At 63.7% G+C, this 18,318-nt stretch carries 14 protein-coding genes; 8 read left to right on the plus strand and 6 right to left on the minus strand.

What is annotated here, in order from left to right; all coding sequences use genetic code 11:
- Positions 1-946 precede the first annotated feature (946 nt).
- The 7 genes from ACNQP3_RS26695 to yccS all read left to right on the plus strand — a co-directional run bounded on the left by ACNQP3_RS26695 (position 947) and on the right by yccS (position 12,106).
- A complete protein-coding gene (locus ACNQP3_RS26695) occupies positions 947-2,749 on the plus strand; it encodes an acyl-CoA dehydrogenase (protein ID WP_264316613.1) in 1,803 nt (600 codons plus the stop codon).
- A 31-nt stretch (positions 2,750-2,780) separates the two neighbouring features.
- A complete protein-coding gene (locus tag ACNQP3_RS26700; protein WP_264316614.1) occupies positions 2,781-4,223 on the plus strand; it encodes a TldD/PmbA family protein in 1,443 nt (480 codons plus the stop codon).
- A complete protein-coding gene (locus ACNQP3_RS26705; protein ID WP_264316615.1) occupies positions 4,223-5,542 on the plus strand; it encodes a TldD/PmbA family protein in 1,320 nt (439 codons plus the stop codon). The genes ACNQP3_RS26700 and ACNQP3_RS26705 overlap by 1 nt, the downstream gene beginning before the upstream one ends.
- Positions 5,543-5,651: 109 nt before the next feature.
- Positions 5,652-7,079, plus strand: coding sequence for a multidrug transporter subunit MdtD (gene mdtD, locus ACNQP3_RS26710; protein ID WP_060494365.1), 1,428 nt, complete (start codon positions 5,652-5,654; stop codon positions 7,077-7,079).
- Positions 7,080-7,191: 112 nt separating this feature from the next.
- The gene (dbpA, locus tag ACNQP3_RS26715) at positions 7,192-8,529 is read left to right on the plus strand and encodes an ATP-dependent RNA helicase DbpA (RefSeq protein WP_264317312.1); all 1,338 of its coding nucleotides are present in this window, start codon (positions 7,192-7,194) and stop codon (positions 8,527-8,529) included.
- 128 nt (positions 8,530-8,657) lie between these two features.
- Positions 8,658-9,839 carry an NAD(P)/FAD-dependent oxidoreductase gene (locus tag ACNQP3_RS26720; RefSeq protein ID WP_264316616.1) on the plus strand — a complete coding sequence of 394 codons (1,182 nt, stop codon included), beginning with the start codon at positions 8,658-8,660 and terminating at the stop codon, positions 9,837-9,839.
- An 83-nt stretch (positions 9,840-9,922) separates the two neighbouring features.
- Positions 9,923-12,106, plus strand: coding sequence for a YccS family putative transporter (gene yccS, locus ACNQP3_RS26725; RefSeq protein ID WP_264316617.1), 2,184 nt, complete (start codon positions 9,923-9,925; stop codon positions 12,104-12,106).
- Between the two features lie 33 nt (positions 12,107-12,139).
- Here yccS and ACNQP3_RS26730 read toward each other — a convergent pair whose 3' ends face one another.
- A complete protein-coding gene (locus ACNQP3_RS26730) occupies positions 12,140-12,877 on the minus strand; it encodes a substrate-binding periplasmic protein (protein WP_012274515.1) in 738 nt (245 codons plus the stop codon).
- A 153-nt stretch (positions 12,878-13,030) separates the two neighbouring features.
- On the opposite strand from ACNQP3_RS26730, the gene ACNQP3_RS26735 reads away from it, so the two are divergent.
- Positions 13,031-13,483: a GNAT family N-acetyltransferase gene (locus tag ACNQP3_RS26735; protein ID WP_069942947.1), complete on the plus strand. Its 453-nt coding sequence runs from the start codon at positions 13,031-13,033 to the stop codon at positions 13,481-13,483.
- A 114-nt stretch (positions 13,484-13,597) separates the two neighbouring features.
- Here ACNQP3_RS26735 and ACNQP3_RS26740 read toward each other — a convergent pair whose 3' ends face one another.
- The 5 genes from ACNQP3_RS26740 to ACNQP3_RS26760 form a co-directional block, all read right to left on the minus strand.
- Complete coding sequence (locus ACNQP3_RS26740) at positions 13,598-13,894, minus strand: winged helix-turn-helix domain-containing protein (RefSeq protein WP_012274517.1); 297 nt, start codon at positions 13,892-13,894, stop codon at positions 13,598-13,600.
- Positions 13,895-13,906: 12 nt separating this feature from the next.
- A complete protein-coding gene (locus ACNQP3_RS26745) occupies positions 13,907-14,407 on the minus strand; it encodes a M48 family metallopeptidase (protein ID WP_264317313.1) in 501 nt (166 codons plus the stop codon).
- A 39-nt stretch (positions 14,408-14,446) separates the two neighbouring features.
- Positions 14,447-16,573 (minus strand): putative bifunctional diguanylate cyclase/phosphodiesterase, encoded by a 2,127-nt coding sequence (locus ACNQP3_RS26750; protein WP_060515464.1) that lies wholly within the window; start codon positions 16,571-16,573, stop codon positions 14,447-14,449.
- A 214-nt stretch (positions 16,574-16,787) separates the two neighbouring features.
- Positions 16,788-17,852, minus strand: coding sequence for a class II fructose-bisphosphate aldolase (fba, locus tag ACNQP3_RS26755; RefSeq protein WP_012274520.1), 1,065 nt, complete (start codon positions 17,850-17,852; stop codon positions 16,788-16,790).
- A 100-nt stretch (positions 17,853-17,952) separates the two neighbouring features.
- The gene (locus ACNQP3_RS26760) at positions 17,953-18,282 is read right to left on the minus strand and encodes an MliC family protein (RefSeq protein ID WP_012274521.1); all 330 of its coding nucleotides are present in this window, start codon (positions 18,280-18,282) and stop codon (positions 17,953-17,955) included.
- Between the last annotated feature and the right edge of the window lie 36 nt (positions 18,283-18,318).

Consider the following 18,318-nt stretch of genomic DNA (forward strand, 5'->3'; position numbering starts at 1 on the left):
GAAGAGGCCCGTCCAAGCGACACATCACACAAGCCTTAATGCAAAGGCCGAGGCCCTACGGGCATCTGGGCTGAAGCAGCATTGCCTGATGCACCACGGTGGCGGCACATAGCGCGTAGTCCGTGGCCTGGATCAGGGTGTCTTCAAGGGAATGGGCGTTATGGGGTGGATCGAGGACTATCTTCAGCATCATGGTTCACCTAGTGATAAAGGCCACCACACACCTGCTGTCAAACAAGAGGGTGGCAGCTGTACATGGGTTGACAGACCGGTAGGCAAACCAAAACCCGGCGCACACGAAGTGCCCCATGCACAGCTGCCATAAAGGCAGAGCCATGCGGTTTGACCTAAGCAGCCTGTCAAAGCCGGTCACTGATTTGGCAGCGACCACCCGAGACTAGGGCCCGATCCAGAGCACCGCAATGGCTTGAAGGGGTTTGGGAGTATGTTTGGGGAATGGACTACATGGAATAGGTGAAAACCTAAAATTGTCTGCCGAAACTGGCCGGAATGCGGTGAGGCTGGAAGGTGTTCGACTCACCCTTTGCAGCGCCTGTGAGATCGAGCGCCGCCCGCGCGGCGCATCGCGACGCAAGGCCGCTCCTACATTTGTTTCGGGCCAGTCTCTCCTGTGCCTATGGCGCGCGTAGCCTGGGTGCATGGCTGGAGATCGATAAGAGCGACTGCGCCCCCTTCGATACCGCATGGAACAAACAAGGCGGGCAGCGGTGGCCTAACAGGATGGACTGGCCCGAAACAGATGTGGGAGCGGCCTTGCGTCGCGATGCGCCGCGCGGGCGGCGCTCGGTCTCACAGGCGCAGAAAGCATCAAGGCAAGCACCTGTATGCCCCACCCGTTCTAAACCCATATCACCCAAACCTATTAACCTCCCCCCACACCACCCGATTCCCTACACTCGCAGCATCCCGCCTCAGGACCGCCCCCATGCCCGAGACCCTGCTCAGCCCTCGTAACCTGGCCTTCGAGCTCTACGAAGTACTCGACGCCGAAGCCCTCACCCAGCGCCCGCGTTTCGCCGAGCACAGCCGTGAAACCTTCGACGCGGCACTGACCACCGCCCGCACCATCGCCGAAAAGTACTTCGCCCCGCACAACCGCAAGGCCGACGAAAACGAGCCGCGCTACGTGGATGGTCGCGCGGAGCTGATCACCGAGGTGAAGCCTGCCGTCGACGCCTTCCTCGAAGCCGGCTTTCTCAACACCAACCGGGACTTCGAGGTGGGTGGCATGCAGCTGCCCAGCCTGGTGTCGCAGGCCTGCTTCGCCCACTTCCAGGCCGCCAACGCCGGCACCACGGCCTACCCATTCCTGACCATGGGCGCAGCCAACCTGATCGAGAGTTTCGGCACAGAGGAACAGAAGCGCCTGTTCCTGCAACCGATGATCGAGGGCCGCTACTTCGGTACCATGGCGCTGACCGAGCCCCACGCCGGCTCGTCTCTGGCCGACATCCGCACCCGCGCCGAACCTGCACCCGACGGCAGCTACCGGCTCAAAGGCAACAAGATCTTCATCTCCGGTGGCGACCACGAACTGTCGGAAAACATCGTGCACATGGTGCTGGCCAAGCTGCCGGACGCCCCGCCCGGGGTGAAAGGCATCTCGCTGTTCATCGTGCCCAAGTTCAACGTCAACCCGGACGGCAGCCGTGGCCCGCGTAACGACGTGCTGCTGGCCGGCTTGTTCCACAAGATGGGCTGGCGTGGCACCACCTCCACCGCGCTGAACTTCGGCGACAACGGCGAGTGCGTCGGCTACCTGGTGGGCCAGCCGCACCAGGGCCTGGCCTGCATGTTCCAGATGATGAACGAGGCGCGTATCGGCGTCGGCATGGGTGCAGTGATGCTAGGTTACGCCGGCTACCTTCACTCGTTGGAATACGCCCGACAGCGTCCGCAGGGCCGGCTACCGGACAACAAAGACCCACACAGCCAAGCGGTGCCGATCATCGAACATAGCGATGTAAAGCGCATGCTGCTGGCCCAGAAGGCTTACGTGGAAGGTGCCTTTGACCTGGGCCTGTATGCCGCCCGTCTATTCGACGATACTCACACCGCCAGCGAAGAAAGCACCCGCCAGCAGACCCAGGAACTGCTCGACCTGCTGACTCCGATCGTCAAGTCGTGGCCGTCGACGTTCTGCCTCAAGGCCAACGAACTGGCGATCCAGATTCTCGGCGGCCACGGCTACACCCGCGAATATCCGGTGGAACAGTATTACCGCGACAACCGCCTGAACCCGATTCACGAAGGCACCGAGGGTATTCAGTCGCTCGACTTGCTTGGCCGCAAGCTGGCGCAAAACAATGGCGCCGGGCTCAAACAACTCATCCGCCTGATCGCCAACACCGGCGAGCGCGCCAGCCACCACCCCAACCTCGACCCACTGCGCCAGCCACTGGAACAACTGGTCAACCGCCTGCAAAGCGTAACGCTGGCCCTGCTCGGCGACCTGGCACAAGGCAAAGTCGCTGGCACCCTGGCCAACTCAGCCCTGTACCTCAAGGCTTTCGGCCATTGCGTGATCGGCTGGCGCTGGCTGGAGCAGGCGATTCACGCCGAGCTTGGTTTGCTCAAGGGCAACGCTGCCGACCGCGACTTCTACCTCGGCAAGCTCCAGGCCGCACGTTATTTCCTGACCTGGGAAGTACCGGGCTGCCATAATGAGCTGGCATTGCTAGAGGCGCGCGACGATACCTGCCTCGCCATGCAAGACGGGTGGTTCTAGGGGGAGCCACCGTGTACACGGAGGCTTTTGCATGTTCGATTCCAGCGCCCTGCTGCGCCAGCGCTTCGCCGCGCTGCGCAGTACGGCCGAGTTGTTTTCCCTGCGCCATGTGAAACAGTCGCACCAGGCGCTGTCGGTTCGGCGCAACGTTGCCGAACCACCGTTCTTCAGCCAGGACGAAGGCGCCATGCTCACCGTGCGGGTCAACGGCGTGGAGGCCTATGCGGCCACCGCCGACATGTCCCAGGCCGGCCTGCAACGCGCACTGGAACAAGCCGAGGCACTTGCCCGGCAGATCGCTCCGCACAGCCTGCTGGACCTGCGCGAGCAGCCGGTGACCAGCGCTCGTCACGACCACCTCTCACCCCATTTCGACCAGCCCGTGCCTAGCCTCGCCGACTGCCTCGGCCTGCTGGCTGCCGAATCGGCCAGCGTGCCAAAGGACAGCCGCCTGGTGGACTGGCAGGCCAGCCTGGGCCTGAGCCTGGTCGAGCAAACCTACCTGAACTCGGCCGGCGCCGAGCTACGCCATGCCCAGCGTTTCCTGTTCCCAGGCCTGGGTGTGACCGCCAGCGACGGCCAGGATAGCCAAAGCCGCAGCCTGGGCCGCGACAACTTCGGCCAACAGGGCGGTTTCGAGATCATCGAGCGCTGCGGACTGGTCGGCGCCGCGCGGCAGGTCGCCGACGAGGCACTGCAACTGCTGATGGCCCCCAACACCCCAAGCGGCCCGCGCGACCTGCTGCTGATGCCGGACCAGATGATGCTGCAGATCCACGAGTCCATCGGCCACCCGCTGGAGATGGACCGCATCCTCGGCGACGAGCGCAACTACGCCGGCACCAGCTTCGTCAAAGCCAGCGACTTCGGCCACCTGCAATACGGTTCCAGCCTGCTGAACGTAACCTTCGACCCGACCATCGGCGAAGAGCTGGCCAGCTACAGCTTTGATGATGACGGCACCCCGGCCAGCAAGCAGTTCCTGATCCGCGACGGCCTGCTGCTGCGCCCACTGGGCGGCGCGCTGTCGCAGTTCCGCTCTGGCCTGGACGGCGTGGCCAACAGCCGCGCCTGTGGCTGGAACCGTGCCCCGATCGACCGCATGGCCAACCTCAACATCGAACCGGGCGACCAAAGCCTGCAGCAGCTGATCCAGGGCATCGAGCACGGCATCCTGATGCGTACCAACCGTTCCTGGTCCATCGACGATGCGCGCAACAAGTTCCAGTTCGGCTGCGAATGGGGCCAACTGATCGAAAATGGCGAGCTGAAGGGCATCGTCAAGAACCCCAACTACCGTGGCATCTCCGCGCAGTTCTGGCTCAACCTGTCGGCCGTCGGCGACCGCAGCACCTTCCAGGTACTGGGCACGCCCAACTGCGGCAAGGGCGAACCCAACCAGGTGGTGCGGGTCGGCCATGCCTCGCCGGCCTGCGTGTTCCGCCAGATCGACGTATTCGGAGGAGACGCCTGATGCAACATGCTTTCGAAACCCTGGTCGGGGATGTGCGCGCCGCCCTGCAAGCAGGCGAACAGTTCACCCTCGGCTACAGCGCCGAACAGTCGCAATTCGTGCGTTTCAACCACGCCAAGGTGCGCCAGGCCGGTGAAGTGAGCCAGGCCAGCGCTCAACTGCGGCTGGTGCACGATGGCCGCCAGGCGGAACAGCAAGTGACCTTGAGTGGCGAGGTGCAGGTGGACCGCCAGCGCCTGGCCGATGCTCTGGCGCAATTGCGCCAGACCCTGCCGCTGTTGGCCCTCGACCCCTACCTGCGCCTGGACGAAAGCGCCTGGCACAGCCACAGCCTGCAAGAACAACCACTGCCCGAGCTGGACGAAGTGCTGGCCTTGCTCGACAGCGAGGCAGGTGACCTGGACCTGGTCGGCATCTACGCCGCAGGCCCTATCTGCCGAGGCTTTGCCAGTTCGTTCGGGGCCTTTGGCTGGCACCAGGCCAACAGTTTCAACTTCGACTGGAGCCTTTTCCACGAAAACGGCCAGGCGGTGAAGGCCAACTATGCCGGCCAGCTGTGGAGCGCCGAAGACTTCATCGCACGCCTGCGCCAGGCACGTGAACAACTGGGCTTCCTCGGTCGCCCGGCGATCACCCTCAAACCGGGAAGCTACCGCGCCTACCTGGCCCCGGCAGCCATGGACGAGATCGCCGGCATGCTCTGCTGGGGCGGTTTTTCCGCGCAGGCCCTGGCCACTGGCAACAGCGCCCTGCAGCGCTTGTACAACGGCGATGCACGGCTGAGCCCGCTGGTGAGTTTCACCGAGCAGGTCAGCGGGTCGCTAAGCCCGGCGTTTTCCGACGAAGGTGCGCCGCGCCTGGATGTGCCGTTGATCCAGCAGGGCCAGGCCCAGCAGCGATTGATCAGTGCGCGCAGTGCGGCCGAGTTCGAGCTGCTGGCCAATGGCGCCGACAGCTACGAGTCGCCCTGTGCGCTCAGCCTGGCACCGGGTAACCTGGCCAGCGAGCAGGTCCTTGAGCGACTGGGTACTGGGCTGTACATCAGTAACCTGTGGTACCTGAACTACTCTGACCTTCCGGCAGCGCGGATGACCGGTTTGACCCGATTCGCCACTTTCTGGGTGGAAAACGGGCAGATCCAGGGGCCGGTAAGTACCATGCGTTTCGATGACAGCCTGTACAGCCTGCTCGGCAGCCAGCTGGAGGACCTGACCCAGGCGCGCGAAATGATCCTGTCGACCAGTACCTATGGACAGCGCAGTACCGGGTCGAGTCATTTGCCGGGGGCACTGGTCAAAGGCCTGACCCTGACATTGTGATAGGCATTAGCGGCCTCTTCGCGGGCAAGCCCGCTCCTACAGGGAACGCACAATCCTTGTAGGAGCGGGCTTGCCCGCGAAGAGGCCGGCACTGACAAACGAGGAAGTCATGCCCGAACGCACCCCGCTGGACCCCGTCACCGCCCGCTGGATCCCCTGGGTGGTGGCCATCGCCTTCTTCATGCAGTCCCTGGACGGCACCATCCTCAACACCGCGCTGCCGGCCATGGCCCGCTCGCTGGCCGAAGACCCGCTGCGCATGCAGGGCGTGATCATCGCCTACATGCTCACCGTGGCACTGCTGATCCCTGCTTCGGGCTGGATCGCCGACCGCTTTGGCACCAAACGCATCTTCTTCAGCGCCATCCTGCTGTTCAGCTTCGGTTCGCTGCTGTGCGCCGCCGCCAACAGCCTGGGCTTCCTGATCTTCGCCCGCGTCGTGCAGGGACTGGGCGGTGCGCTGATGCTGCCGGTTGGGCGGCTGGTGGTGCTGCGTGCTTACCCGCGCAGCGAACTGGTGCGAATCATGAGCTTCATCACCATCCCCGGCCTGCTGGGGCCATTGTTGGGCCCCACGGTCGGTGGCTGGCTGGTGGAAATCCTCAGCTGGCACTGGATCTTCCTGCTCAACCTGCCGGTTGGCCTGATCGGCTGCATTGCAGTATGGAAGTTCATCCCGGACCTGCGCGGGGCGGAGCGAACCTCGTTCGACGGCCCCGGCTTCCTGCTGTTCGGCGCGGCGATGGTGCTGATCACCATCGCCATGGAAGGCCTGGGCGAGTTGCACCTGCCGCACTTGCGGGTCATGTTGCTGCTGTTCGCCGGTATGGCCTGCCTTGCCGCCTACTGGCTGCGCGCCGGGCGCGACCCGGAGCCACTGTTCTCGCCCAGCCTGTTCCGCGTGCGTACCTTCGCCATCGGCATCCTCGGCAACCTGTTCGCCCGCCTGGGCAGCGGCGCCCTGCCCTTCCTGGTGCCATTACTGCTGCAGGTGGCGCTGGGCTACTCTCCGGCGCAGGCTGGCATGAGCATGATCCCGCTGGCGGCGGCGGCCATGCTTGCCAAGTCCATCGCCAGGCCGCTGATCGAGCGGTTCGGCTACCGCATCATCCTCACCGGCAACACGTTGCTGCTGGGCCTGCTGCTGGCCAGCCTCGGCCTGGTCGACGAGCAAACGCCCTACGCCGTGCTGTTGATCCAGCTGGGCCTGCTGGGCGCGGTCAACTCCATGCAGTTCACGGCCATGAACACGGTAACCCTGATCGACCTGGACGACGCCAGCGCCAGCAGCGGCAACAGCCTGCTGTCGGTGGTCGCGCAACTGGCGCTGAGCCTGGGCGTGGCCTGCGCCGGCGCACTGCTCGGCGGCTTTACCGCAGCGGGCAGTGCCGAGGGCGTGGAAAGCACCCTGGGCGCCTTCCAGCTGACCTTCGTCACCATCGGCATCATGGCCATGCTGGCGGCGGCGATCTTCCTGCAACTGGCGCCGACGGACGGAAGGCGTGCCCGTCGTCCGGAACAACACATGGAACCATAGGGCGAATGGCCACGAGGCTGGTAGACTGTGCGGCATTTTTCGCTTCGCAACGCAGGCCCGCCTCGTGACCACCGAATCCACCGCCTTTGCCACTCTGCCGTTGTCCACCGCCATGCTGGCGAACCTGGACGCCCTCGGCTATGCCTCGATGACGCCGATCCAGGCCCAGAGCCTGCCAGTCATCCTCAAAGGCCAGGACCTGATCGCCCAGGCCAAGACCGGCAGTGGCAAGACCGCCGCCTTCGGCATCGGCCTGCTCAACCCGATCAACCCGCGCTACTTCGGCTGCCAGGCACTGGTGCTGTGCCCTACCCGCGAGCTTGCCGACCAGGTGGCCAAGGAACTGCGCCGCCTGGCCCGCGCCGAGGACAACATCAAGATCCTCACCCTGTGCGGCGGCGTTTCGCTGGGCCCGCAAATCGCTTCGCTGGAGCACGGTGCGCACATCATCGTCGGCACCCCAGGGCGCATCCAGCAACACCTGGACAAAGGCACCCTGGTGCTCGATGGCCTCAACACCCTGGTACTCGACGAAGCCGACCGCATGCTCGACATGGGCTTCTTCGATGCCATCGCCAGCATCATCGGCAAGACCCCGGCGCGCCGCCAGACCCTGCTGTTCTCGGCCACTTACCCGGCTGGCATCAAGCAGCTGGCCGCCGACTTCATGCGCAACCCGCAGCAAGTCAAGGTCGAGAGCCTGCACACCGACAACCAGATCGAGCAGCGCTTCATCGAGATCGACCCGCAGCACCGCCTGGAGGCCGTCACCCGCGTGCTCGGCCACTACCGCCCGCAGTCCTGCGTGGCGTTCTGCTTCACCAAGCAGCAGTGCGAGGACGTGGTTGCCCACCTGACCGCCAAGGGCATCGTCGCCCAGGCCCTGCACGGCGACCTGGAGCAACGTGACCGCGACCAGGTGCTGACCATGTTCGCCAACCGCAGTAGCTCGGTGCTGGTGGCGACCGACGTGGCCGCGCGTGGCCTGGACATCGATGGCCTGGACATGGTCATCAACGTGGAACTGGCACGTGATGCGGAAATCCACGTGCACCGTGTGGGTCGTACTGGCCGTGCTGGCGAGAAAGGGACCGCGGTCAGCCTGGTGGCACCGGCCGAAGGCCACCGTGCCCAAGCCATCGAAGACCTGCAGAAAAGCCCGCTGCGCTGGGACTCGCTGGACAGCCTGAAGAACAAGGGCGGCGAACCACTGCTGCCGGTGATGACCACGCTGTGCATTGCCGCTGGCCGCAAGGACAAGCTGCGCCCTGGCGACATTCTCGGTGCACTGACCGGTGATGCCGGGATCCCGGGCAAGCAGGTGGGCAAGATCGCCATCTTCGACTTCCAGGCGTTCGTGGCCGTGGAGCGGGCGTTGGCCAAACAGGCCATGCAGCGACTGAACAGCGGCAAGATCAAGGGTCGCGCCCTGAAAGTCCGCATTATCTAAAGCCAGGCAAGGTCCCTGTGGGAGCGGGTTTACCCGCGAATTCGATGGTGCGTGCACCGCCCTATTCGCGGGTAAACCCGCTCCCACAGGTTCGGCGTAGCCATTACGAATCCAGATAGGTTTATACCGTGCACTCCACCGACGTGATCATCCTCGGCGCCGGCGCCGCCGGCCTGATGTGCGCCCAGCTCAGCGCCCGCCGTGGCCGCCGGGTACTGCTGCTCGACCACGCCAACAAGCCAGGCAAGAAGATCCTCATGTCCGGCGGCGGGCGCTGCAACTTCACCAACATGTACACCGAGCCAGCCAACTTCCTGTCGCAGAATGCGCACTTCTGTAAGTCGGCCCTGGCCCGCTACACCCAGTGGGACTTCATCGAGCTGGTGTGCAAACACGGCGTGGCGTACCACGAGAAGAAACTTGGCCAGCTGTTCTGCGACAACAAGGCCAGCGACATCCTCGACATGCTGCTGGCCGAATGCGACGAGGCCGGCGCCGAGATCCGCATGCACACCAGCATCGAACAGATCGAGAAGACCGAAAACGGCTACCTGCTGCAGACCAACGGCGGCCAGTTCGCCTGCCAGTCGCTGGTGATCGCCACTGGCGGGCTGTCGATTCCGACCCTGGGCGCCACAGGCTTCGGCTACCAAGTGGCGCGCCAGTTTGGCCACGCGCTGCTGCCGACCCGCGCCGGCCTGGTGCCGTTCACCATCACCGAGCCCCAACTCAAGGCACTGTGCACCGAGTTGTCCGGCACCTCGCTGGATTGCACCGCCAGCTGCAATGGCACCAGCTTCCGCGAGAACCTGCTGTTCACCCACCGCGGCCTGAGCGGCCCGGCAATCCTGCAGATCTCGTCGTTCTGGGAAGCCGGTGACACGGTCGAGATCAACCTGCTGCCCGACCGCGATGCGCTGACCTGGCTGCAACAGATGCAGGCCGAACGCGCCAACGCTGAACTGAAGACCGTGCTGGGTGAAGTGTTCACCCGCAAGCTGGCCAACCTGCTGGCCGAGCAGTGGTTCGAGTCCAAGCCGATGAAGCAGTACACCCCAGCGGAGCTGGCGCAAATCGCCGAAAAGCTGGCGAACTGGCAAGTGGTGCCGGCCGGCACCGAAGGCTATCGCACCGCCGAAGTGACCTTGGGCGGCGTCGATACCCGCGAAGTGTCGTCCAAGACCATGGAGTCGCTGAAAAGCCCTGGGTTGTACTTCATCGGCGAAGTGCTGGACGTCACCGGCCACCTGGGCGGTTTCAACTTCCAGTGGGCCTGGGCATCGGCCAACGCCGCAGCGCAGTTCGTGTAGAGTAGAATCCATTCAGCAGCACGGAACGCTTCTTGCTGGCCCGTGCTGCATTGCATTCTTCGCTCACTGCCTAGCAGGCCATCATGTCATCGAGCTCGTTCCGTCAGTCACTGCGTCGCCTGTGGGGCCAAGACAAGTTCAGCTACAGCATCCGGGTCACCATCGCCCTCACCGGCAGCCTGGCCCTGTGCTGGTACCAGAACGAGATGGCCCTGCTGATTCCGCTGTTCCTCGGCATCATCGCCAGCGCCCTGGCCGAAACCGACGACAGCTGGCAAGGCCGCCTTAGCGCCTTGGCCGTTACCCTGGTGTGTTTCGCCATCGCTGCGCTGGCGGTCGAACTACTGTTCCCCTACCCCTGGGTCTTTGTGGTCGCCCTAGCCCTCGCGGCGTTTGGCCTGACCATGCTCGGCGCCTTGGGCGAGCGCTATGGTGCGATTGCCTCGGCGACACTGATCACGGCGGTTTACACCATGATCGGTGTGGACCAGCGCGGCGGCCAAGTGACGGACTTCTGGCACGAGCCGCTGCTGCTGGTGGCGGGTGCGGCCTGGTACGGGCTGCTTTCAGTACTTTGGCAGGCGCTGTTTTCCAACCAGCCGGTGCAGCAGAGCCTGGCCAAGCTGTTCTACGAACTGGGCAGCTACCTCAAGCTGAAGGCCAGCCTGTTCGAACCGATCCGCACCCTCGACGTCGAGGCCCGGCGCCTGGAGCTGGCCCAACAGAACGGCAAGGTGGTAGCTGCGCTGAACGCAGCCAAGGAAATCATCCTGCACCGGGTGGGCAACAGCCAACCGAACTCGAAGGTCAGCCGTTACCTCAAGCTGTACTTCCTGGCCCAGGACATTCACGAACGGGTCAGTGCCTCGCACTACCCCTACAACGCCTTGACCGAGGCGTTTTTCCACAGTGATGTGATGTTCCGCTGCCAGCGCCTGCTGCGTAAGCAGGGTTCATCCTGCCAGGAGCTGGCCCGCTCAATCCGCCTGCGCCAGCCATTCGTGCTGGCCAGCGGTTATCCCGAAGCCCTCGAGGACCTCAACGCTTCGCTTGAGCACCTGCGTATCCAGAGCAACCCGGCCTGGCGCGGCCTGTTGCGCTCGCTGCGGGCGTTGGCCGCCAACCTGGCAACGCTGGACCGCCAGCTCAGTGCCGCCAGCAACCCGGACAGCCTGGCCGACGCCAGCGACAGCAGCCTGCTCGACCGCTCGCCACGCTCGCTGAAGGACGTGTGGACGCGCCTGCGCACCCAGCTCACACCGACCTCGCTGCTGTTCCGCCACGCCTTGCGCCTGCCGCTGGCGCTGTCGATCGGCTACGGCATGGTGCACCTGATTCACCCGACCCAGGGCTACTGGATCATCCTCACTACGCTGTTCGTGTGCCAGCCCAACTACGGCGCAACCCGGCGCAAGCTGGTGCAGCGCATCTTCGGCACCGCTGTCGGCCTGACGGTGGGCTGGGCCTTGTTCGACCTGTTCCCCAACCCGGTCATCCAGTCGCTGTTCGCCGTGGTCGCCGGGGTGGTGTTCTTCGTCAACCGCACCACCCGCTACACCTTGGCCACGGCCGCGATCACCCTGATGGTGCTGTTCTGCTTCAACCAGATCGGCGATGGCTACGGCCTGTTCCTGCCACGCCTGTTCGATACCCTGGTGGGCAGCCTGATCGCCATCCTTGCGGTGTTCCTGTTCTTGCCTGACTGGCAAGGGCGACGGCTGAACAAGGCGCTGGCCAATACCCTGGCCTGCGCCAGCGTGTACCTGCGCCAGATCATGCAGCAGTATGCCCATGGCAAGCGTGACGACCTGGCTTACCGCCTGGCCCGGCGCAATGCTCACAACGCCGACGCGGCACTGTCCACCACCTTGGCCAACATGCTGATGGAGCCGGGGCATTTCCGTAAGGAGGCCGACGTTGGCTTCCGCTTCCTGGTGCTGTCGCACACCTTGCTCAGCTACCTCTCGGGGCTGGGCGCGCACCGCGACACGGCGTTGCCGGCGCAGGTGCAGGAGCAGTTGATCGAAGGTGCCGGGCAAAGCCTGGCCAGCAGCCTGGACGAGATCGCCAACGGTTTGGCGGCGCGGCTGCCGATCGCGATTCACAGTGATGCCGAAGAAGCACTGGCCAATGCCCTGGAGCAAATGCCGGAAGAACTGGATGAGCATCAACGGCTGGTGCAGACGCAGTTGGCGTTGATCTGCCGGCAGTTGGGGCCATTGAGGACCTTGGCGGCGCACCTGATCAAGGAAGGTGCGCCGGCCTGATTTTGCTCGATAAGCCGGTGCGGGCCTCAGAAGTCAAAAGCCATGTTGGCGCAGCAGCCGGGCATAGCTGCCATCGGCCTTCATCGCCGCAATCGCCTGCTCGAAACGCTCGACGATTCGCTGATGCTCCGGGTGCTTCAGGCTGACCAGGATGTGCAGGGTGTTTTCCCCCAACGGCGGCTCCACCAGCATCACCCCATCACGCACGTCCTGCGGCTCGCGCTGCAGGTTGTAACGCGCCACGTACTCGTCCTCCACCGCCAGGTTCACCCGCCCTGCCGCCAGCATGCGCACCGCGGAAGAGAAGTTGCGCACCGGCACCTTGTGCAGGCGAGTATCGCCGTCGAATTCTGGTGAGTAGGCGTAATCACGCACCACGGCGATGCTGTAGGGGTACAAGTCAGACTGGTGCTTGTAGTGGAACGCTTCGCCCTTGCGCTGCAGCAGGCGAATGCGGTTACTCAGATAGGCTTTGGAAAATTGCCCGATGTTGGCGCGTGAGTCGTTGTACCAGGCATTGATCAGCACGTCGTAGCGCCCTTCACCAACCCCCAGCAACGCCCGCGCCCACGGCACTTCTTCATAGCCGCTGGCGTAGCCGGCACGGGCCAATGCCGTGGTGACGATGCTGGTCGCCAGGCCGCCACCCGCCATGTTGGCATCGGTGAACGGTGGCCAGTTGTCGGCCACCAGGCGTAGCCTGTCGTGACCCGGGGCGGGTGTTGCCAGCATCATTGCCAGTAATCCCAGAACACAAAGCAGTGGCCGCATGCTCACGTCCTTTCGCAATGGGGGGCGCACACTGCCGATGAGATTACACAAAGCCGTTGCCGAGGGCAGCGGCCAATAGTGTCATTTAGCCTCTATTTTGGCCGAAGCACAGATGACGTGCGATGATCGACAGCCCATTCAAGGAGTTCGCCAATGTCCATCGACTGGCTCTGCAAGCACCACACCGACCTCGGCAAGGACCAGCTCTATGCCATTTTGCAATTGCGCACCGAAGTGTTCGTGGTCGAGCAGCGTTGCGCGTACCAGGAAGTCGATGGCCAGGACCTGAGCGGCGATACCTTGCACCTGATGGCCTGGCAGGAAGACAAGCTGGTGGCCTACCTGCGGCTGCTCGACCCGCAGTCACAGGGCGGGGACGTGGTGATCGGGCGCGTGGTGACTGCACCCGAGGCACGTGGGCTGAAGCTTGGTCATACATTGCTGCTCAAGGGGTTGGAAGCTGCGGAGCATTGCTGGCCAGGGGTGCCGGTTTATCTGTCGGCGCAGGCGCACTTGCAGGCTTTCTACGCCCGCCATGGGTTTGTGGTGGTGGGCGAGGAATATCTTGAAGACGACATTCCGCATATCGGCATGCGTAAAGGCTGATGCTACCTGGGGACACTGTGGGAGCGGGCGCGCCCGCGAAGCAGGCACCGAGGTGGATGGCACGGGCTTCGCCCGTGTTCGCGGGCAAGCCCGCTCCTACAGCCGCCCGCTTGATCAGGGGTAACCCAGCACTTCGCGGATCTGCCGCAGGTGCCGGATGATCCACTGCTTGTCGATCGCCCCCCACTCATGGATGCGGTAATGCCCGGCGTGGTTGCGTGCGCCTTCCAGCTGCTCGAACTCGCAGACGATGTCCAGGTCGGCCAGGGCGGCGATGGTGTCCTGGGCTGTGCGCCGGGGCATGCCGGTGGCCTCCATCAGGGCGGGCACGCTGGTCGCGGTCTGGCTGTCGATCAGCCAGGCCACGTATAGGCGCCGGTAGAAGCTGCTCTTGGTCTTGCTCACTTCCATGCTGCATGTTCCTTAGAGGTTGCCCGGCAGCTCCCGGTAGGTCAGGTAGACGCGCAGGTCGAATTCCAGTTGGTGATAGTCCGGCTCCATGTGCTGGCAGAGCTGGTAGAACGCCTTGTTGTGATCGCGCTCGCGCAGGTGCGCCAGCTCGTGCACCACGATCATGCGCAAGAACTGTGGCGCGGCCTCCTTGAACAAGGAGGCAATACGGATTTCCTTCTTCGCCTTGAGCTTGCCGCCCTGCACCCGGGACACTGCCGTGTTCAGGCCCAGGGCGCGGTGGGTCAGGTCGAGGCGGCTGTCGAACAGCACCTTGTCCAGGCCCGGCGCGCTGCGCAGGTACTGCTGGCGCAGATCCTGGGCATAGCCGTACAGCGCCTTGTCGCTTTGCACGTCATGGCGGTCGGGATAGCGGCGCTGCAGGTACTCACCCAGGCGGTCACTGTCGATCATCTGCCGCACCTGCTGCCGCAGGTGCGGCGGGTAGGCTTGCAAGTAACGTAATACGGTCATGGCGCTGTAGTCGGCGTAACGAATGCCGATTCTAGCCAATCATGGCCCTGGCCAGGAGAAAATCGCCGGGAAGCCGCTGGCGTCCGCGGCAGTCATCGGATAAGCCACCAGGAAACCCTGAACGTATTCACAACCATTGGCTTTGAGCCAGGCCGCCTGTGCCGGGGTTTCCACACCCTCGGCGATCACCGTGATGCTGTAGTCGGCACACAGCCCGATAACGCTGCGCACCAGGGCGGCATCCACTGCCGAGTCGGGCAAGCGCGCTACCAGGTGACGGTCGAGTTTCAAGGTGTCGATCGGCAAGTCACGCAGCATGCGCAGCGAACAGTCGCCCGCACCAAAGTCATCCAGGGCCACCCGCACGCCAAGCTCGCGCAAGCGGTGTATCTGTTTGACGGCCGCATCGATGTTGTACATCAGCGAGGTTTCCGCCACCTCCACCTCCAGCTGCGCCGGGACAAGCTGGTAAAGCTGGATGACCCGCTGCAGCTCTTCGACCAGGCCTGGCATCACGAACTGCGCGCGGCTCAGGCTGATGCCAAGCACAAGGTCTGCCGGAAAGCGTTCGTACCAGGCCTGCCGCTGGGCCGCGCCCTGGCGGTAGATCCAGCTGGCCAGGCGGTTGATCAACCGCGCCTCCTCCAGCAACGGGATGAACAGCCCCGGCGGCACATCGCCAACACTGGGGTGCTGCCAGCGCAGCAAGGCTTCGAACCCTCGCAGACGGCCATCGTTGAAGGAGACCTGCGGCTGGTACACCAAGGTGAAGTCTTGCTGCTCGATGGCCGTGCGCACACCGTCCTCAAGCATCAACCGCGAGCGCGCCCTTCCATTGAGTTCCTGATCGTAGAAGCGATATTGCTGGCGGCCGGCCCGCTTGGCCGCGTACATCGCGGCATCGGCTGCGCGTAGCAGGCCTTCTACATTGGCGCCGCAGTCCGGGTAGGTGGCGATGCCGATGCTCACCCCAAGGCATACGTCGAGCCCGTCTACCTCATGGCTGATGGAAACACGCTCGAGCAGCCGTTCGGCATAACGCCCGGCCTGCTCCGGGTAAGGCAAGCTGTCGAACAGTGCGGTGAACTCATCCCCGCCCATGCGCGCCAGCAAAGCCTCACTGCCCAGGCAGTCCTTGAGCTGCTCGGCCACCCAGCGCAACACCCGGTCGCCCGCATCATGGCCAAGCGAGTCGTTGATACGCTTGAAGCCGTCCAGGTCCATGTACATCAACGCCTGCGCCTTGTCCGAGCGCTCGTTGCGCAATAGCGCACCTTCGGCGGCCTGATAGAAACCGCGACGGTTGAGCAGACCGGTGAGCGGGTCGGTAATGGCCTGGTACTCCAGTTGCTGGTGCAGGTTGCGCACCACCGACATGTCCAGCACGGTCACCACCATGGCCTGCTGGTCGACGGGCAACGGTGCGCAGGACAGCGCCACCGGCACCAGTTCGCCCCCCTGTGTGCGTAGTTGGGCATCGTGTACACGGAAAATCTGGCGCCCCAGATAGGCCTGGTAGAAGTCCGATTCGCGCCACAGGCTGGCACTGGCCAGTTGCATCAGGTCGAGCAGGTGGGCGCCCTGCAGCTGCTGCACCGGGGACGACAGCAAGCGCGAGATGGCCGGGTTGGCAAAACTGATGGTGCCTTCGGCATCTACCACCAGGATGCCTTCGGCGGCATTTTCCAGGATCGACGCGTTGAAGGCCCTGGCCGCTTCCAGCTCACGGCTCAGCCGCTGCAGCATGCGACGGTTGCGCTGCTGGTCGAGCAGCGCCTGAACCTTGGGTTTGAGAATCTGCGGGTCGAACGGTTTGAACATGTAGTCCACGGCGCCGCTGGCGTAGCCTTTGAGCACGGCCGCTTCGGACTGTTCGTTGGCGGTGAGGAAAATGATCGGGGTCAGCCGGGTGCGTTGGCTGCCGCGCATCAGCCGGGCAACCTCAAAACCGTCCATTTCCGGCATCTGTACATCCAGCAGCACCAGGTCGACTTCGTGTTCAAGCAACGCACTCAAGGCTTCCATCCCCGAGCTTGCCGTCAACACTTGCCAATCCTGCCGGGCCAGCAAGGCCCGCATGCTGATCAGGTTCTCGGGGTAGTCGTCTACTACCAGAAGAACCGAGCTGCCATCCAGTGGCTGTGGTTGAGGGTGAGCGCCATCCATGCTGCTTCTCTGTTATGTGACCGACTTCAAAATACGGTTGGATCCATCAATACTCTAGACCCGAGGCTGTAACGCGCAATGCAATCAGAACGCTATCAGTGGCTCAACTGTACGGTAGCCGACTAACGGTCGGTCTGCCGAAATTATGCGCAGGCTTTCTTTGCCCATAAAAAAACCCGCATCGCTGCGGGTTTTTTTATGGGCTGCCTGTCGATCAGTTGACCTTGGCGGCCAGCTCACCTTTCAGGTAACGCTGATACATGCCTTCCAGGGAGATCGGCTTGATCTTCGAGGCATTGCCAGCGGTGCCGAAGGCTTCGTAACGGGCGATGCACACGTCACGCATGGCCTTGACGGTTTCACCGAAGAACTTGCGCGGGTCAAACTCGCTCGGGTTGGTCGCCATCAGGCGGCGCATGGCACCGGTAGAGGCCAGACGCAGGTCGGTATCGATGTTGACCTTGCGCACACCGTACTTGATGCCTTCGACGATCTCTTCGACCGGTACACCGTAGGTTTCCTTGATGTCGCCGCCGTACTGGTTGATGATCGCCAGCCACTCTTGCGGTACCGAGGACGAACCGTGCATCACCAGGTGGGTGTTGGGGATGCGCTTGTGAATTTCCTTGATGCGGTCGATGGCCAGCACGTCACCGGTAGGTGGCTTGGTGAACTTGTAGGCACCGTGACTGGTACCGATGGCAATCGCCAGGGCGTCGACCTGGGTCTTCTTGACGAAGTCGGCGGCCTCTTCCGGGTCGGTCAGCATCTGGCTGTGGTCCAGCACGCCTTCGGCGCCGATACCGTCTTCTTCACCGGCCATGCCGGTTTCCAGCGAACCCAGGCAGCCCAGCTCGCCTTCTACCGAAACGCCGCAGGCGTGCGCCATGGCAACGGTCTGCTGGGTAACGCGGACGTTGTACTCGTAGTCGGTCGGGGTCTTGCCGTCTTCACCCAGCGAGCCGTCCATCATCACCGAGCTGAAGCCCAGCTGGATCGAACGTTGGCAGACGTCAGGGCTGGTGCCGTGGTCCTGGTGCATGCACACCGGGATATGCGGGAACTCTTCGATGGCAGCCAGGATCAGGTGGCGCAGGAACGGGGCGCCGGCGTATTTGCGGGCACCGGCCGAAGCCTGGACGATCACGGGGGAATCGGTCTTGTCGGCCGCTTCCATGATGGCGCGCATCTGCTCGAGGTTGTTGACGTTGAAAGCTGGTACGCCGTAACCGAACTCGGCGGCGTGGTCCAGCATCTGGCGCATGCTAATGAGTGCCATTGTGTATCTCTCTCCCGACAAGCGTCGTTTGTTTCGTGCAAGCCTGCCGCAGGGGCGGTTGCTGTTCAAGTAGTGTGGGCCACCCTCGCGGCCCGGCCAGTCACGGTGCCTTGCAGCCCCGCCCAATCAGATCGTTGGTTGCCACCCAGTACACCAGGCCTTCTTCGCCCTTGGTGTGGAAGGCCAGCATGCCATCGCTGTACAGCGCACCCGAAGCACCCGGCTCGGACTTGAGCCGGTAGACCTGGTCACCGCCGCCAAGGCGCACGTCGACCTGGTCGCGTTGTGCATCGGCGAAGCGCCACAGCACTTCGGCCTGGGTGTCGCAGACCCAACGGGTCCAGTTGTCTGCCGGGGCGGGTTGCGCCGGCTGCAGCAGTGAGCATCCTGCCAGTGTCGCCAGGGCCGTCACGGCCAAAAGCGCTTTCATTGCATATCCTCTAGCTGACCACACAGCGGCCGCTTG

The sequence above is a fragment of the Pseudomonas sp. LFS074 genome (genome assembly GCF_047978165.1).
In the GTDB taxonomy this organism is placed as follows: Bacteria; Pseudomonadota; Gammaproteobacteria; order Pseudomonadales; family Pseudomonadaceae; genus Aquipseudomonas; species Aquipseudomonas putida_P.

Coding starts and splice junctions, on each gene's coding strand:
- ACNQP3_RS26695 (WP_264316613.1), top strand. CDS start 947: ATGCCCGAGACCCTGCTCAGCCCTCGTAACCTGGCCTTCGAGCTCTAC.
- fba (WP_012274520.1), bottom strand. CDS start 17,852: ATGGCACTCATTAGCATGCGCCAGATGCTGGACCACGCCGCCGAGTTC.
- ACNQP3_RS26700 (WP_264316614.1), top strand. CDS start 2,781: ATGTTCGATTCCAGCGCCCTGCTGCGCCAGCGCTTCGCCGCGCTGCGC.
- ACNQP3_RS26730 (WP_012274515.1), bottom strand. CDS start 12,877: ATGCGGCCACTGCTTTGTGTTCTGGGATTACTGGCAATGATGCTGGCA.
- ACNQP3_RS26745 (WP_264317313.1), bottom strand. CDS start 14,407: ATGACCGTATTACGTTACTTGCAAGCCTACCCGCCGCACCTGCGGCAG.
- dbpA (WP_264317312.1), top strand. CDS start 7,192: ATGCTGGCGAACCTGGACGCCCTCGGCTATGCCTCGATGACGCCGATC.
- mdtD (WP_060494365.1), top strand. CDS start 5,652: ATGCCCGAACGCACCCCGCTGGACCCCGTCACCGCCCGCTGGATCCCC.
- ACNQP3_RS26750 (WP_060515464.1), bottom strand. CDS start 16,573: ATGGATGGCGCTCACCCTCAACCACAGCCACTGGATGGCAGCTCGGTT.
- ACNQP3_RS26740 (WP_012274517.1), bottom strand. CDS start 13,894: ATGGAAGTGAGCAAGACCAAGAGCAGCTTCTACCGGCGCCTATACGTG.
- ACNQP3_RS26760 (WP_012274521.1), bottom strand. CDS start 18,282: ATGAAAGCGCTTTTGGCCGTGACGGCCCTGGCGACACTGGCAGGATGC.
- yccS (WP_264316617.1), top strand. CDS start 9,923: ATGTCATCGAGCTCGTTCCGTCAGTCACTGCGTCGCCTGTGGGGCCAA.
- ACNQP3_RS26705 (WP_264316615.1), top strand. CDS start 4,223: ATGCAACATGCTTTCGAAACCCTGGTCGGGGATGTGCGCGCCGCCCTG.
- ACNQP3_RS26735 (WP_069942947.1), top strand. CDS start 13,031: ATGTCCATCGACTGGCTCTGCAAGCACCACACCGACCTCGGCAAGGAC.